General features: G+C 58.4%; 14 protein-coding genes. All 14 read left to right on the top strand.

From position 1 onward, the window contains the following. Window positions 1-6 precede the first annotated feature (6 nt). The 14 genes from M7Q83_RS01980 (at window position 7) to recA (ending at window position 16,276) form a co-directional block, all read left to right on the top strand. Window positions 7-363, top strand: coding sequence for a ribosome-binding factor A (locus tag M7Q83_RS01980; protein ID WP_298334832.1), 357 nt, complete (start codon window positions 7-9; stop codon window positions 361-363). Continuing rightward, window positions 344-1,273 carry a tRNA pseudouridine(55) synthase TruB gene (truB, locus tag M7Q83_RS01975; RefSeq protein ID WP_298334830.1) on the top strand — a complete coding sequence of 310 codons (930 nt, stop codon included), beginning with the start codon at window positions 344-346 and terminating at the stop codon, window positions 1,271-1,273. Before M7Q83_RS01980 ends, truB begins: the two co-directional genes overlap by 20 nt. Continuing rightward, entirely contained in the window at window positions 1,270-2,262 is a 993-nt protein-coding gene (gene ribF, locus M7Q83_RS01970) for a riboflavin biosynthesis protein RibF (RefSeq protein WP_298334828.1), read from the top strand. Before truB ends, ribF begins: the two co-directional genes overlap by 4 nt. A gap of 77 nt (window positions 2,263-2,339) precedes the next feature. Further along, window positions 2,340-2,597, top strand: coding sequence for a 30S ribosomal protein S15 (gene rpsO / locus M7Q83_RS01965; protein WP_298210495.1), 258 nt, complete (start codon window positions 2,340-2,342; stop codon window positions 2,595-2,597). Window positions 2,598-2,639: 42 nt separating this feature from the next. After that, complete coding sequence (locus M7Q83_RS01960; protein ID WP_298334826.1) at window positions 2,640-4,943, top strand: polyribonucleotide nucleotidyltransferase; 2,304 nt, start codon at window positions 2,640-2,642, stop codon at window positions 4,941-4,943. A 241-nt stretch (window positions 4,944-5,184) separates the two neighbouring features. Continuing rightward, the gene (gene dapB, locus M7Q83_RS01955; protein WP_298334824.1) at window positions 5,185-5,988 is read left to right on the top strand and encodes a 4-hydroxy-tetrahydrodipicolinate reductase; all 804 of its coding nucleotides are present in this window, start codon (window positions 5,185-5,187) and stop codon (window positions 5,986-5,988) included. 69 nt (window positions 5,989-6,057) lie between these two features. Continuing rightward, complete coding sequence (gene dapA / locus M7Q83_RS01950) at window positions 6,058-6,969, top strand: 4-hydroxy-tetrahydrodipicolinate synthase (RefSeq protein ID WP_298334822.1); 912 nt, start codon at window positions 6,058-6,060, stop codon at window positions 6,967-6,969. Continuing rightward, on the top strand, window positions 6,962-8,629 hold the full coding sequence (locus tag M7Q83_RS01945; RefSeq protein WP_298334820.1) for a ribonuclease J: 1,668 nt from the start codon (window positions 6,962-6,964) through the stop codon (window positions 8,627-8,629). The genes dapA and M7Q83_RS01945 overlap by 8 nt, the downstream gene beginning before the upstream one ends. Beyond that, window positions 8,630-10,888, top strand: coding sequence for a DNA translocase FtsK (locus tag M7Q83_RS01940; protein WP_298334818.1), 2,259 nt, complete (start codon window positions 8,630-8,632; stop codon window positions 10,886-10,888). It abuts the gene before it with no gap. Between the two features lie 169 nt (window positions 10,889-11,057). Then, window positions 11,058-12,323, top strand: a complete 1,266-nt coding sequence (locus M7Q83_RS01935) for a hypothetical protein (protein WP_298334816.1) — start codon at window positions 11,058-11,060, stop codon at window positions 12,321-12,323. Between the two features lie 18 nt (window positions 12,324-12,341). After that, window positions 12,342-13,214, top strand: coding sequence for a hypothetical protein (locus tag M7Q83_RS01930; RefSeq protein ID WP_298334814.1), 873 nt, complete (start codon window positions 12,342-12,344; stop codon window positions 13,212-13,214). A gap of 50 nt (window positions 13,215-13,264) precedes the next feature. Next, the gene (locus tag M7Q83_RS01925; RefSeq protein ID WP_298334812.1) at window positions 13,265-13,825 is read left to right on the top strand and encodes a CDP-alcohol phosphatidyltransferase family protein; all 561 of its coding nucleotides are present in this window, start codon (window positions 13,265-13,267) and stop codon (window positions 13,823-13,825) included. Window positions 13,826-13,831: 6 nt separating this feature from the next. Next, window positions 13,832-15,103 (top strand): competence/damage-inducible protein A, encoded by a 1,272-nt coding sequence (locus tag M7Q83_RS01920; protein WP_298334810.1) that lies wholly within the window; start codon window positions 13,832-13,834, stop codon window positions 15,101-15,103. 120 nt (window positions 15,104-15,223) lie between these two features. Continuing rightward, window positions 15,224-16,276 carry a recombinase RecA gene (recA, locus tag M7Q83_RS01915; protein ID WP_298334808.1) on the top strand — a complete coding sequence of 351 codons (1,053 nt, stop codon included), beginning with the start codon at window positions 15,224-15,226 and terminating at the stop codon, window positions 16,274-16,276. The last annotated feature ends 415 nt before the right edge of the window (window positions 16,277-16,691 follow it).

Raw genomic sequence — 16,691 nt, 5'->3', positions numbered from 1 at the left:
CCGAGCATGGCCAGTCGAGGTTCGCATGGGTACGAGAGGGTTGATCGGGTTTCACGGCTGCTACAAGAGGTGGTGGCCTGGGAGCTTGAGCGTATCGGAGATATCGATGATCGGGTGGCGTTGTTGACGATCACCGACGTGCGGGTGCGCCCTGATTTGCGCTCTGCTCTGGTCTTCTTCGCTTCGCTCACAGAGGAGGCTGAGATCGCGCTTGAGGCGCACCGCATCGAGCTCCAGGCCGCGATCGCTCGGCAGGTCCGTATGAAACGTACGCCTCAGTTGCAGTTTGTTGTCGACGATGTGCTGGCAACCTCGGAGGCGATTGAGGTGGTTTTGCGCCGCCATGATCAAAACCTTGGCTAAGCAAGCGATGGAGGCAGGGGGCTTTTACGCTCTCGACAAGCCGGTTGGCATCACGTCCCAGCGGGCGCTTACCATTGCGAAACGGCAATTGAAGATCAAGAAAGCCGGGCATAGCGGCACACTTGACCCGCTCGCCTCTGGTCTCTTGGTGGTGGCGGTTGGTTCTTGGTCGCGATTGTTGGCCTTTGTGTTGGGTGCTGACAAGGTGTACCGTGCGACGGTCCGCTGTGGACTGCGCACCGATACGCTCGATATCACTGGAGCGGTCGAGGGCTTTCAAGCCGTTCCCTCCGCCCTGGGAGCCGAGGCCGTACAGGCGGGACTGGCGAGTTTTCTCGGCACAATTGATCAGCTACCGCCAGCCTATAGCGCTCTTAAGGTGAACGGCGTACGGGCCTATGCCCTTGCGCGCGCTGGCGAGGAGGTCACCCTGGCGCAGCGGGCGGTGACGGTCTATGCCATCGATCTTCTTGATCTCGTTCGTTCAGGTCCATTTTTGGATGTGGTGATTCGCGTTCACTGCTCTTCGGGCACCTACATCCGATCGCTCGCCCGGGATCTTGGCGAGCTTCTTGGTACGGGTGCGACGTTACATGCGCTACGTCGGGAATCGATCGGTTCAGTGACGCTAGCGTCTGCGAAGGATCCCGCCTCGCTGGTGTCAGACGATCGCCTCCCTTTGTCGGCGGTCTTTCCCGACGCACCATCCTATGCGATTGAGGGGGAATTGTTGACCCAAGCTCGCAATGGTCATGCGCTTGCCTGCCCGCGAGCGCTGGGCGATGGTAAGGAAGTGTTGGTTCTGGCCCAAGGTGATGAGCCCGAGTATCAACGACTCGTTGGGGTCTACGGTGTCCAAGGCGATAAGCTGGTCCCATTGCGGGTGGTGCCGCCAGAGGGGGCAAGATGATCGAGGTGCTCAGCTCTGAATCTCCGACCTATTCGTTGGATCAGTCGGTCGTGACCGTCGGGGCCTTCGACGGTTTCCATCTTGGTCATCTCGGCCTGATCGGGGCTGCGCGTGAGGAGGCTGTTCGGCGATCATTACCACTGGTAGTTGTCACGTTTGACCAGCATCCGATGAAGGTGTTCGCTCCCGAGCGCGCCCCTCGTCTTCTCATGGGTCCAAGGTTGCGCCACCACCTGTTGCGTGCCCTGGGTGTGGACGTGCTCTATCTCCTCCACTTTGATGCAGCACGTGCTGCCCAGGCTCCGATCGACTTTGTCGATGAGGTGCTCGTCCGCATCTTGGGTGCTACAGGGGTGTATGTGGGGGAGAACTTCACCTATGGAGCCAAGGGTGCAGGATCGATTGCCGACCTTGTCGAACAGGGGGTACTCCGAGGATTTTCGGTGCATGCATCGAGGCTGCTGACCGTCGGGGAGTTGGTCGAGAACCCCGAGGTGATTGAACAGCTAGGAACCGACCGAGTGGTGTCGGCTACGCTGATCCGATCTCTGGTGCAAGAGGGTCAACTGGATCTTGCCAACGAGCTTTTGGGTCACCCTTTTGGGGTCGAAGGAGTCGTGGTGTCTGGGGATCGACGAGGACGCACCCTTGGTTTTCCTACGGCTAACCTCGTGGTCGGCGAGGAGTTTGTGAAGCCACCGGATGCCGTCTACGCCGGATATACCTACCTTGATGGTCGGCGCCATACGTTAGCGATCTCACTCGGCACTCGCCCGATGTACTATCCAGAGGGTGGGGCTCGACTGCTGGAGGTCTTCGTCATCGGAGCGGACGAAGACCTCTATGGGAGGGTGTTGTGCGTCTATTTTCTGCGAAAGCTGCGAGAACAGCAGGTCTTTGATTCAGAGGAAGACTTTCGTCAACAGATGGGGCGTGATGTGCAGGACGCAATCGAAGCGGTCAGGTCCTGGCCGTCTTTCCTTCCTTGAGGCGCTATGATGAACGCCGTACTCGTAAGTGAAACGTCAATCTGGTGGGTCCAGATCTAGAAGAGGAATGACTACGTATGTCGACTAAGCAAGAGGTCATTGCGAGCTACCAGACTCGTGAGGGTGATACCGGTTCCCCAGAGGTTCAGGTCGCCATCCTTACGGATCGGATAGCTCAGCTCACCGAGCATCTCAAGGTGCACAAGGGCGATCACCATTCGCGCCGTGGCCTCATGATGATGATCGGCCGACGCCGACGACTTCTCGACTACCTGCGCAACCAAGACGTTGAGCGCTACCGTACTTTGATATCCCGTCTTGGTTTGCGACGCTAGTCGCGTTTGCTCCAGAACAAGCAATCGTAAATAAGGAGAAATATGTCGGCAATCAGTGTCGAGCGTCAGTTCACGGGTATGGATACCCTGATTCGTTTTGAAACCGGACTTCTTGCTCCGCAGGCTCATGGAGCGGTGGTGGCCCAGCTCGGCAACACGATGGTGCTTGCGACGGCCACGACCAACAAGCAACCAAAGGATGGGATCGATTTCTTCCCGTTGACGGTTGACGTAGAGGAGCGGATGTATGCCGCTGGGAAGATTCCGGGTTCGTTCTTCCGGCGTGAGGGACGCGCAAGCGACCAGGCCATCCTGACCTGCCGGTTGATCGACCGTCCACTCCGTCCGTGTTTTCCCGATGGGTTTCGTAATGATGTCCATGTGGTGGTCACGATCCTTGGTGCCGATCTGATCAACCCCCATGACGTCCTCGCGATCAATGCATCGTCGGCGGCGTTGATGATGTCGGGTATTCCCTTCGAGGGTCCCATCGGTGCGGTTCGCATTGCATTGGCAGCGGATGGTCGGTGGATACCGTTCCCGACGTATCAAGAGGGTGATGAGAGCTCCTTCGAGCTCGTCGTTGCTGGACGGATGACCAGCGATGGCTCTGATGTCGCCGTCATGATGGTCGAGGCTGGTGGCACTGAGTTCACCTGGAAGGCCTACGAAGCCAAGGCCGCGATACCGACCGAAGAGGTCGTCGCCGCTGGTCTGGTGGAGGCGAAGCGTTGGATCGCCGAGTCGATCGCGCTTCAGCAGGAGCTTCTCGCCAAGTCGACCCCACGGGAGCCGATGGTGTGGATCCCTGTCAAGGACTATAGCGATGAGATCGCCGAAGCGGTCGCTACGAGTGGTCGAGCAAAGCTCGTTGCTGCCAATGCCATCGCTGACAAGCTGGAGCGAGCAGCCGCGATTGAGTCCGTCAATGCTCAGGTGCAAGAGGAGCTTGCCGCCCGTTTCGAGGATCAAAGTGGAGCCATCAAAGCAGCATTGCGGTCCCTCCTCAAGGCGGTCGTGCGCGATCGAATTGTGCATGAGGGCGTACGTATCGATGGTCGTGATACCTCCACCATTCGTCCCCTCTCTGCGGCGGTGGGGCTGATTCCTACGGCACACGGCTCTGGTCTTTTCCAGCGAGGCGAGACCCAGGTGCTCAATATCTGCACGCTGGGCATGCCACGCATGAATCAGCTACTCGACACCTTGGGTGTCGAGGACACCAAGCGCTACATGCACCACTACAATATGCCCCCGTTCGCCTCCGGTGAGCCAGGCTTTATGCGTGGTCCCAAGCGTCGAGAGATTGGTCATGGGTTGCTCGCTGAGCGAGCGCTTCTTCCAGTGGTGCCAAGTGAGGAGGAGTTCAGTTATGCGCTCCGTCTCGTCTCCGAGGTCTTAAGCTCCAATGGATCGACCTCGATGGCTTCGGTCTGCGGATCGACCCTCTCGTTGATGGACGCTGGGGTGCCGATCAAGGCGCCTGTCGGCGGCATTGCCATGGGTCTCATCTACGAGGATGGCAAGTACGTCACACTCACCGATATTCTGGGTGCCGAGGATGCTTTTGGTGACATGGACTTCAAGGTAGCGGGGACACGTGAGTTTGTGACGGCACTCCAGCTGGACACCAAGATCGATGGCATCCCAGCAGAGGTGTTGGCATCGGCGCTCAAGCAAGCCCACACCGCGAGGATGCAGATTATCGATGTCATCGAACAGACGCTCCCGGCTCCGCGTTCTGAGGTGGCAGCGACAGCTCCGCGTATTGTGACCATCCAGATTCCGATGGACAAGATCGGTGAGATCATCGGTCCAAAGGGTAAGAATATCAACGCACTACAACTCGACACCGGTTGTGATATCTCGGTCGATGATGATGGCACGGTCGGACGGGTCGTTATCGGCTCGAAAGATGGCGAGATGGTCAAAGAGGTCCAACGCCGCATCGAGTTGATCCTCAACCCACCGGAGGCCACGCTTGGTGCTGTCTACCTGGGTAAGGTCGTTGGAATCACGAAATTTGGTGCATTCGTCAACATCCTTCCTGGACGTGATGGATTGGTGCATATCTCCAAGTTGGGACGTGGAAAGCGCGTCGAGCGCGTCGAAGATGTGCTCGAGCTCAATCAGGAGCTCTCGGTGAGGGTCGATGAGATCGATCCCTCGGGCAAGTTGGCGCTGTCCCTGGTTGACGAAGGCTCCCAGTCCGAGCCTCGAGAGTCCGAACATGTGCCCTCGGAGAGGAAGCATGCCCCAGCGGCGGTGCCCGAACCGACGAACCGTGTCTCATTCGAGGATTCGTTTGAGTCTGAGCTTGCACGAGAGATCGGCGACCTGGGCTAGTACCCCGCTCGTCCCTCTTGGGTAGTCGCGGTAGAGCCAACCAAGCACCGTGCTTGGTTGGCTCTCGTTTTTTGTGTGGTGGGACTGGTGCTCGTTGAGCTCTTCGGCGTCGGTAATCCGATGCTCGGCGTGCGGGTGAAGTGATGTGTCGTGGCCATTGTGCTGCGATCGCAATGTGGCCGGGAGTGAACGAAACCAACGAATCGTGGCCAAGGGCATACCGCCCACTAGCATAGCTCACATGCGAATTGGTGTGTTGGGTGCAGGTGGCAAGGTCGGCTCAAGCGTGTGTCGAGTGATTCTCGAAGACCCGGAGTATGAGTTGGTTGCTGCAGTGGACCCCAAACTCGCGGGTATCGATCTTGGACAGATGCTTGGACGCCAGGCGGCTGGCCTAATAGCGCGTCGTGATGTTGAGGCGTTGATCGCCGAAAGGCCGGAGGTGGTCATCGACTTCACTGAAGCCCGCGGATCCTACCGCAATCTGCTCAAGTTGGCCGAAGCTGGAGTCCCAGCGGTGGTTGGCACGACTGGATATACCCAAGAGGAGCTCGACCACCTTGCACAGGCTTTTGCCGGAGTGGGGTGTGTGATCGCCTCAAACTTCTCGATCGGCGCTATCTTGCTGATGCGTTGTGCGGCGCTGTGTGCCCCATACTTTGAGAGTGTGGAGATCGTTGAGACGCACCACGACCAGAAGGTGGATGCCCCATCGGGAACCTCCCTTGAGACGGCGAAGTGGATCGCCGAAGCCCGTCAGGGAGCGGGTGAGGGTGGTTTTCTCGGTGATCGAACGAGTAACCTAAAGGTTGAAGGGGTACGTGGTGGTGTCGTCGATGACGAGATACGGATTCATTCGCTCCGGCTTCGCGGAGCGGTTGCCCATCACGAGGTGGTTTTTGGTGCGGCGGGCCAGACATTGACGATTCGGCATGATTCACATGATCGTGCATCCTTTGTCCCCGGTGTGCTCTTGGCGGTGGATCGGGTAAGGGGTCTTGATGGGCTCGTGATCGGGATCGATGGTTTGCTCGGAGGAGATTGAGACGACGAGAGTCGTGATGAAGGCAGGTTGCCCGTGGTTGGCAGAGCAGATGAGGGGAGGATGACACCGATGTTTGGAGCAGTTGTCACCGCAATGGGCACGCCTTTTATGGCTGATGGACGTATCGATGAGGACGGGGTCGTTGCTCTTGCGCGTTGGCTGGTTGGCAATGGTTCCGATGCGCTGGTGATCACCGGTTCCACGGGAGAATCGGGTACGCTCTCCGACGCTGAGCGGCGATTGTTATGGTTGCTGGTCCGCGAGGCTGTGGATTGCCCGGTGTTGGCCGGTGCAACTACCAATGATACTGCTCACTCGCTCCGTCTGATTGACGATGCTGAGGAGGTGGGAGCTGACGGGATCCTCGCAGTGACACCTTATTATAATCGTCCACCACAAGCTGGACTGATCCGCCATTTCTCGGCGATTGCGGCGGCGACGGAGCTGCCGGTGATGCTCTATGACATCCCTGCGCGCACCGGACGTCGCATCGAGTTGCCCACGTTCCTCGCACTGATGGAACGCCACGCCAATATCGTCGCGATCAAAGATGCCTCAGGAGATGTGGCCCGCCTTGCGAAGCTTGTCGCGGCCCTGGAGGGTCGTGCCCAGGTGTACTGTGGTGATGATGCCTTGCTGTTGCCCTTCTTGAGTCTTGGAGCGGTTGGTATCGTCTCCGTAGCTTCCCACTGGGCCGGAGTGGGTCTCCAGGCCCTGATCGATGCCACTTTGCGTGGAGATCTTGAGCGGGCGGCGAGACTGAACCGGGTGTTGATTCCGAGTTATGACTTTGAGAGTAGTGAGTTGTATCCGAACCCGATCCCAACCAAAGCGATGATGGCAGAGCTCGGGGTGTGTCAAGGGTTTACTCGATCACCATTGATTGATCCCCCTGAGGAATTGCGCAACGAGGCGGTCAAGCTCTACGCCCAACTACGTATGGCCCTAGCGAATGAAGGAGTGGAGCTCATCCATGAGTAATGTTGTTGGCGCCGAGGAGACCGTTTCAGTTCGATTTCTTGGTGGGTTAGGTGAGATTGGACGCAACTCGCTGGTCATCTCCCAGGGCCGCGATGCGGTGGTGATCGACTGTGGGGTGATGTTCCCAAAGGCAGACATGCCTGGTGTGGACGTCGTGCTGCCCGATTATCGGTATCTTGTTGAGGCAGATCTTGATCTTCACGGGGTGCTGGTCACCCATGGGCATGAGGATCACATCGGTGCGCTGCCGCACCTGCTACGAGAGGTTCCGATGCCGATCTATGGTTCGGCGGTGACGATGGCGTTTGCCCGTTCACGGCTTGAACAATCGGGAGTTTCGGGTATCCGCTATCGGGAGATTGCCGATTATGAATCGGTCAATGTTGGCCCGTTCCAGGTGGAGTTTATTCCCGTTACCCACTCCATTCCAGGCGCGACTGCGGTCGCGGTCTCGACGGCTCAGGGTTTGATTCTGCACACTGGTGACTTCAAGATCGATCGCACCCCGGTTGATGCTCGAGCCTTTGGGCTCGATCGCATGGCCACCCTGGGTGCCAACGGAGTGCGGCTGTTGCTCTCAGATTCGACGAATGCGGACGAACCGGGCTCGTCGAATTCAGAGAGTTCCGTTGGGGGAGTCCTCACCGAGGTCTTTGCTGAGAATCGCGATAGAAGGTTGACGGTGGTGTGTTTTGCGTCACATCTGCATCGTATTCAACAAATTATTGCTGCATGCCAAGCCTCTGGTCGGCGCATTTGCCTCGTCGGACGTTCGCTGCAACGCAATACGAAGCTGGGCCAGCAGCTTGGCCTCTTTCCAGATGGTGCGCTGAGTGGACTCATCGATGTCGAGGAGATCGATGAGCTCGATCCAGCGTCAGTCTGCATCATCGCCACTGGTTCCCAGGGCGAGCACTCGTCCGCGCTCCATCGGTTGGCGTTCGCCAAGGACCCTTGGTTCACGATGGGCGATCGCGACACGGTGATCTTCTCGTCGGATACGATACCTGGGAACGAATCTGCGGTCTACCGGGTCATCAATCAACTCGCACGGCTTGGCGTCCGTGCGATCTACCCCTCGGTCCGGCGGGTCCACTCCTCTGGGCACGCGCGTCGGGACGAACTCTCACTCCTCATCACCTTGGTGCGGCCGCAATTCTTTATACCCGTGCATGGCGAGTATCGTCATTTGGCTGCTCATCAGCAGTTGGCCATCGAAACTGGTGTGGTCAGCGGAGCGGCACGCATCTGCAACGACGGTGATGAGGTGCTGCTCACCTCCTCAGGGATGGCCGCTGGAGTGTCACGGTCCGGTGATTATCTCTATGTCGACGGCAAGGTCGGTGATATCAACGCCAGTGTGTTAAGGGATCGTCGCAGCCTTTCCGCGGATGGTATTGTCGTGGCCGCACTCACGATGGCCAAAGGACGCCAACTCGTTGGGGAGCCGGAGATTTTCTCGTTCGGATGGGTCCATGATGAACGTGAAGAGGGGCTTTTGCTCGCGATCCGTGACGTGGTCTCGGCCACTGTGATGAGTTTGAATCCAGACCAGGGTGTGAGCCATTTGAAGGACCAGCTCAAGCGCAGGGTCGGTAAGTACATTCGGGAACAGACCAAACGGCGACCGCTGATCGTTCCACTCGTGATCGAGGTGTAAGTGGCGACATCTTCTCGCGGAAAGCAAGGTGCCCCAAGGAAGCCCACTCCCACCAAGCGCAAGTCAGGCACCCGACCGGCGACGGCGCCGACACCGGTGCACTGGTCACGCGAGGCGACCGGTCTTGTCTGGATGGTCGGGGCGTTGCTGCTCGGACTCGTGGCGTACTCGGGGCTATTTGGAGGTCTGGGGAGGGTACTGTTAGGGCTGAGCCATGACCTCTTGGGAGATCCAGCATGGGTGCTCTACCTGGTCGCTGCCGTCATTGGTTTTGCGGTTTTGATAAGGTACCCACGCTTGCCGCGTCATGCGTTCATCATCGCGGGCGTGTTTGTGATGGCGATCGCCGCGATCGATGCGGCGATTGAGTTGGGGACCACAGCCCATCTTGTACTTCCTGGAACACGCGATGGTGGTGTCGTCGGCGACCTTATCGGTTTTGGAGCAACCACCGTAGCGGGATCGATCGGGGGAACGATCTTGCTCATGCTGATTGGGGTGGTTTGCCTGCTTGGACTGGTTGGACTCAGGCCCCGGGAATCGATGAACTGGCTCGTTGCGCAACTGGCACGATCACCTGCGCCATCACCGTCCGAGGCACGGGAGTCACAGGCCAAAGAGGAGTCCAGCCCGCGGCGGACCCGCAAAGGACGGCGTGTGTCGTCCTCTGAGGAGACCACCTCCAAGGAGGTTGCAGCGGCTACGCCCGATGGCACTGAGGCAGTTGGTGGGACGCCAATACCCCTTGAGGAGCCGATACCGATCGAGGAGCCGGCGCTCGTGGAGACACTGATGCCGCCCGCGCGGGAGGATGGCCCGTGGCGACTACCACCACAATCGCTATTGAAGCGGGGGAGCCGCGCCAAGATCGACCGAGCGGACCTTGAGCGCAGAGGCCGGGTGCTCGAGAGTGCATTGGGCTCACATGGGGTGACCGTCAAGGTCGTCAACATGACCGTTGGCCCGACCGTAACACGCTACGAACTGGAGTTGGCTGAGGGGGTCAAGGTTGCACGCGTGCTCGCGCTCCAGCGCGATATCGCGTACGCGATGGCCGCGACCGATGTGCGAATCCTTGCGCCGATTCCTGGGAAGAGTGCGATTGGGGTCGAGGTTCCGAATCGGGTTCGTGAGGTCGTGACCCTAGGAGACGTGCTGGCGAGCCCACAGATGGAGCGAGCTAACAAGGTGCTTGAGGTGCCACTCGGTCGAGACATCTCCGGTACGGCGGCTGTTTTTGATATCGCGGCGATGCCCCATGTCCTGGTGGCTGGTTCGACGGGCTCGGGGAAGTCATCGTTGATCAACTCGCTTCTGACCAGCCTGTTGGTACGCAACACACCAAGAGAGTTACGTCTCATCCTTGTGGATCCCAAGCGGGTTGAGCTCTCGCAGTACAATGCATTGCCCCACCTACTCACGAGCGTCGTAGTCGATCCCAAAAAGGCAGCGCACGCGCTGAACTGGGCGGTGGTAGAGATGGAGCGTCGTTACGATATCCTTGCCCATTGGGGAGTACGCGACATTGTCGGTTACCGCGAACTGATTGCGCTCTCGGCAGGCAGGGAAGATCCAGATGAGGGACCACCTGAAGAGCTGCCCTATATCTTGGTGGTCATTGATGAGTTGAACGATCTCATGATGGCGGCACCACGCGATGTTGAGGACTCAATCTGTCGGATCGCTCAGAAGGCACGTGCGGTTGGGGTCCATCTTGTGATCGCGACCCAGAGGCCCTCGGTCGATGTGATCACTGGGGTGATCAAGACCAATGTACCTTCAAGAATCGCCTTTGCGGTCGCCTCACAGACCGACTCAAGGGTGATTTTGGATCAGCTCGGGGCCGAGAAGCTTGTGGGGAAAGGTGATCTCTTGATGGTCACGGCTACGAGTTCCCAACCTCGACGGTTGCAGGCGCCGTGGGTCTCCGAACATGAGGTGGCTGCGGTGGTTGGCTATTGGCGCCGTCAGGGTACTCCCTCCTACCTCGAGGAACTCGACAAAGTAGAGGATGCTGCCAAGCCTAAGAGTGATTTAGCTACTGAGGTAGATCCCCTTTTTGCGACAGCCGCACGACTGATCGTTGAGACTGGTGCGGGGTCCACGTCGATGTTGCAGCGGCGGCTCAAAGTTGGTTTCGCACGAGCAGGACGACTGATGGACCTCCTTGAGGACCGAGGGATCGTTGGGCCAGCTGATGGTTCAAAGCAACGGCAGGTCCTGGTATCTCCAGAGGAACTTGAAGAGCTCGATATCTGAGAATCGTTACTCCTATCTTGGGTACGCGCGATGTCAGCGATACTCTGTCGACGACGGGGTTTGGCGGATTCATGTTCCTCTCACCAAACTGTCTCTCTCGCCGGTTATGATGATGGGCTTGACAGGTACGGACAAGTCGCGTACAGGTAGTGAAAAATGGAGGACGTGAATGGCGCGCGGTGACCAGTGGGTGGCGGCAAAGGGCAGTCGACGGAGTTATTCCGGGCGCAATTCCACGATGCTGGCGAGGCGTTTGCTTGTTGTAGTACTGGTACTGATTCTCATCCTGGGACTCGGTTCGATTATCCAGCTGGTGCGCGGAGTACCGAACCCAAACTACGCCGCGTCGCTAGCGGCCTCTTCGAAGATCCCAGGTACCCCACCTAGCGTTGCTTGGCCAGCGCACGCTGAGGCGGCAGCAGAGATTCTTGGCGTTGGTCTCCTTGGCCAACACGGCAATCTGCATGAGACGGAGATCGCTTCAGTGACCAAGATGACCACCGCGCTGTTGACGCTCAAGGCACATCCGATCTCGCTTGGTGAGAGTGGACCGAGCCTCACCATGACCCCCCAGGACTACCAGATCTATGTCAACGACAAGAACGCCAATGACTCGGTCGGTGCCATCAAGGAGGGGGAGGTGCTCTCGGAGGAACAGCTCCTAGAGCTCCTGCTGATCCCCTCGGCCGACAATATTGCGACGGTCTTGGCCAAGTGGGATGCTGGCTCGGTCAGCCGCTTTGTCTCAGAAATGAACAGCTATGCACAGAGTTTAGGTCTCCACCATACCCACTACGGTGATCCAAGTGGCGTGACCCCATCGACATTATCGATCCCGCGTGACCAGCTCAAGATCGAGGCGCTGTTTATGTCAAACCCAGTCCTTGCTAATATCGCAGCGATGCCGCAGGCGACGCTGCCGGTTGCGGGCACGGTCTATAACGTCAACTATGCCCTTGGACACGACAATATCGTCGGTGCCAAGACAGGCTCTATTTTGACCGGTAGCTTCGCGATGGCGACGCAGATCAAAATGGGACAGTCCGATCTCTACGGTCTTGGTACCATTCTCGATGTCGGTGGCGTGGAACCGCTGATCAACGCACTCCACGATGGCGAGGTGATGGCAAAATCACTGCAGACGATCCCGCGAGAGTTGACGGTCTTACATAAGGGGCAGGTGGTTGGTTACCTCGATGTACCCGGGTCCAATCCGGACCCAGTGGTGGCTAGTGAGTCGGTAACGGAGATCGGATGGCCCGGACTGACCGAGTCCTTTACACCGACGATCGATACGTCACTCTATGGCCTCCCGGCAGGAGCTAAAGTTGGCACGGCGACGCTGACCGTTGGTGAGCAGCTTAAGATAGTTCCGTTAAAGGTCGCTAACGCCGTCGTGCACCCGTCGATCGTGTGGAGGTTGACCCACTTCTAGGACAGAGGATGTGACGTGATGGGTTTCAAGAGTGTCCGGGTCCCAGGTTCCTCGGCGAACTTAGGACCTGGGTTCGATACGCTGGCGATCGCGGTGCCCCTGTTTCTCACCGCCGCCGCCTACCCGTCGGACTCGTTTGTTGTCGAGCTGCATGGAGAGGGTGCCACTGAGGTGGTGACCGGGAACCATCTGATCCATCAGCTGGTGATCGAGGTTCTTGGCCATGATCACGTCGGGTTGGTCATCGACTCGGAGATTCCCTTGGCAAGGGGCCTTGGCTCGTCGGCCGCGGTAGCTCTGGGGGTTGCCGGTGCTCTCGGGCATCCTGATCCTCTTGGGGTTGCACTTGATTTTGAGAGCCACCCGGAGAACGTCGCCGCCTCCTATTACGGCGGTGGTGTTGCGGCGCTGGTCGCTCCTGGTGGTCCTGTCATTCGACGATTCCCCGTGGATCCTTTGTTGCGGTTGGTAGTCATTATTCCTCCTGATCGATTGGCGACGGAGGTGGCGCGACGGCTCCTTCCGCCGACGGTACCCTTTGGCGATGCGGTCTTTAACCTCTCTCACGCAGTGGTGTTGGCTGCTTCGCTCGGTCATGTCGAAGATCTGGTGCCTGAGCTCTTTGAGGACCGTCTGCATCAGGAGGCGCGCACGGCGGCCTTCCCTGCGGCAAAGCGGCTACTCGACATGCTATTGGAGGCGGGTTGTTTGGGGGCCTCCTGGTCAGGTGCTGGCACGATCTGTGTCGGGTTTACTGATGTCGATGGAGTTGAGCGGGTGCATCAGCACGTCGATCGGGCGATGCGTGCGAGTGGCTTGGGCTACGAGGTGCGTTCTCTCGCCGTTGATCTTGAAGGTTTGACGACCCTGAAGGAGCCAGGCGAGAGCTGAAGCGCGGATTGTGTAATCGCGGCACCGCAAATGGAGTAAACTGGTCGCAGATGTCTACTCCACAGCGCCTCATCTATGGCCCCTCAGCCATAGCTACACCAGCAAACGCTATCACGGTGTTGCGTATCTGCTTTGCGCCGGTTTTTGTGCTGTTGTTGCTGTCATCGCCTACCTCGATTGTTCCGTTTTGGCTGTGGGCGGGGCTTGCGCTCTCCGACAAGGCAGACGGTTACATCGCGCGACGCCAGGGTGTCACCCGCTCGGGTGCCTTCCTCGACCCCCTTGCTGACAAAATTCTTGTCTTCGCGGCGTTTGGTGCCTTATTTGTCCTGCACCGTATCGATGGTCTTCCTGTGCTGATTATGGGGCTGCGGGAGGTCGCGGTCTCTGTCTACCGCACACAGGTGCTTGCTTCGGGTAAGAGTCTGCCCGCGCGCCTGCCGGGTAAGCTCAAGATGCTGGTGCAGATTCTCGTGATTGGCTTCGCCCTGATTCCGTTTGTTGGCCAACACGACCATTCGCTGATTAACGTCGGAGTGTGGATCGCCGTAGTGTTGGCGTTGGTGAGCGCGGTGCAGTACTTCTTTGACTCCAAGAGCATCAAGGCCTAACGTTCGTTGGAGGTAGCCGTCGTCGCCATCGGGACCGAACTGTTGCTCGGGCAGATTGTCGACTCGAATTCGGCGCGCATTGGACAGATGTTGGCGGCCAATGGATTCTCCTCGCACCTTCAGCTCAAAGTTGGTGATAATCACGAACGCATCGTTGCGGCGTTGGAGCTAGCGCTTCGAGATGCAGATGCGGTGATCACCAGTGGAGGCCTCGGGCCGACCCAGGACGATATCACGCGAGAGGCGATTGCGGAGGTCGCTCGGCGACCACTGCGCGAGGATGCCCAGGTTCGTGCGGTCATCGAGGAGCTTTTTGCCCAGCGAGGTCGGCCGATGTCGGCCAATAACTATCGACAGGCCCTGGTACCCGATGGGGCGACGGTCATCGCTCAGCGCAAGGGTACGGCACCTGGGTTGATCGTTCCCGTTGGAGACAAAGTCATCTTCGCTTTGCCTGGGGTCCCGTATGAACTCGACGATATGCTCGCTGACGAGGTGCTCGCCGAGTTACGTGCAAGACGCAACGACGCTGCCGTGATTCGATCTAGGGTGCTGCGAACCTGGGGGCTTGGTGAGTCACGCCTTGCTGAATTGATGGCGCCGCGTTTCGAAGAACTTGAGGGTTCGAATGTCACCATTGCTTTTCTCGCATCGGGGATCGAAGGGGTAAAGGTACGCTTTACGGTCAACACCATGAGCGAGGACGAGGCCGCTATCCTACTCGATCGTGAGGAGGGTCGAGCGCGTCAGCTCCTCGGGGATGCCATCTTTGGAGTAGACGACGATACCCTGGAATCCGTGGTGGCCCAGCTCGCTCTGACTCAGGGTATCTCGATCGCGGTTGCGGAGTCGCTCACCGGAGGAATGGTGGCCTCGCAACTGGTGCGTGTTCCTGGAGCCTCTCGATGGTTCCGTGGTGGAGTCGTTAGCTACGCTACGGCCGTCAAAGAGGAGCTGCTCGGTGTCAAGACGGCCGCGGTGATATCCGAGGGGGCTGCCTGTTCGATGGCTGAAGGTGTGGCTCGGCTGTTAGGGAGTGAGCTCGGAGTCGCAACGACCGGAGTGGCTGGTCCTGAGATGATGGAGGGCCAGGCAGTCGGCACGGTGTGGATTGGGATGAGCCTGCATGGCCATTCTTCTGCACGCAAGGTGCAACTCCTAGGAGATCGTGAGCGAATCCGCACGTATGCTACTGCCACCGCGCTCGATCTGGTGCGATTGACCCTGAGTGGATCGGCACGTGGATTCGAGCTCGTTGAGACGGGTGTGAGACGCTGAGATGATCGGCTGCCGCCGGAGCGAGTTTCTCTGTGGCGAGTGTGACAATTATATTCGATCAGATGTACGAATTGTCCGAGCTTCGATCTAGTCTATGGTAAGAGTTGATGAGGAGGAACGGTGGAACGGGATAAGGCACTTGATATAGCGATCGCCCAGATCGAAAAGCAGTTTGGCAAGGGTTCGATCATGCGTATGGGCGAGGCTCCGCAGATGACGATCGAGTCGGTCTCGACTGGAGCGATGGCACTGGATCTTGCTCTCGGCGTTGGCGGACTTCCGCGAGGGCGTGTTGTCGAGATATTTGGTCCGGAGAGTTCAGGGAAGTCCACCCTCGCCCTTCACGTGGTCGCTGAGGCGCAACGTATTGGCGGTAATTGTGCCTATATCGATGCAGAGCATGCGCTCGACCCTGTGTACGCACAGGCGATCGGTGTGGATATCGATGGTCTTTTGATCTCACAGCCAGACTACGGCGAGCAGGCGCTGGAGATCTGTGACGTTCTCATCAGGTCTGGTTCCATCGATGTGGTCGTCATCGACTCGGTGGCGGCGCTCACCCCTCGCGCTGAGATCGAGGGGGATATTGGGGATGCCCATGTGGGGCTCCAGGCTCGGCTGATGTCGCAGGCGATGCGTCGGCTGACGGCGAATTTGAATCATACCAATACACTCGCTATCTTTATCAACCAGCTACGAGAGAAGATTGGGGTGATGTATGGATCGCCGGAGGTTACCCCGGGTGGCCGCGCACTCAAGTTCTACTCGTCGGTGAGGCTCGATATCCGAAAAGTCGAGATCATCAAGGACGGTACAGAGATGGTCGGTTCGCGCACCAGGGTGAAGGTCGTCAAGAACAAGTGTGCGCCGCCATTTCGGCAGGCAGAGTTCGATATCATGTATGGTCATGGCATCTCGCGAGAGGGCTCGATCCTCGATGTGGGAGTGGAGCTGGGTCTGATTAAAAAGTCGGGTTCGTGGTACACCTATGAGGGTGAGCAGCTAGGCCAAGGACGTGAGAACGTAAAGACGTTTCTTGCCGCCAACCCACAACTCATGGCAGAGCTGGATCAGAAGATTCGTGAAAAGGTCAGTGGTACGGTCGTTGAGGGTTTGACCCATGGGATGCTCCCGGCCGATGATGAGGAGGCATTTTCCGAGACGGCAAACTAGTTCGCAGCCCAGCAGTGGGCTGTATTCGCTAACGGTGAGAGTGGTCGACGGGTCCGGTGCCATCCGGCTCGTCGGCCGCTTGTGCTTTTGGCGATCTCTCTTCTCGTCATGCTCCTATCGGTCAGAGGTTGCACGTGGCGGTTCGTGGGCATTGTGCGAATGGCGTGGCGGGTTGGGGTAGATGGGAGTAGGAGATTGCGTGACCTTACCTCGATGCACATGGTACCGCGATGCACATGGTACCGCGATGCACATGGTACCGCGATGCGCTCCGTGCACACAGTTGAGCTGTCGGTGTACGATTTGAGCTCAATGTGAACGGCCGTGGCACCCGGGCAGCTCCTGGTTCCTTGATGAACCGATCGCGTACGGTTGCCCTTTCTCAGGCGGCCTTGCGTGGGCCACTAGACTCCTG

It is taken from the genome of Ferrimicrobium sp., from assembly GCF_027364955.1.
GTDB lineage: Bacteria > Actinomycetota > Acidimicrobiia > Acidimicrobiales > Acidimicrobiaceae > Ferrimicrobium.
Note: the sequence above shows the minus strand (reverse complement) of the source record. Positions and strands in the feature narration are given on the sequence as shown.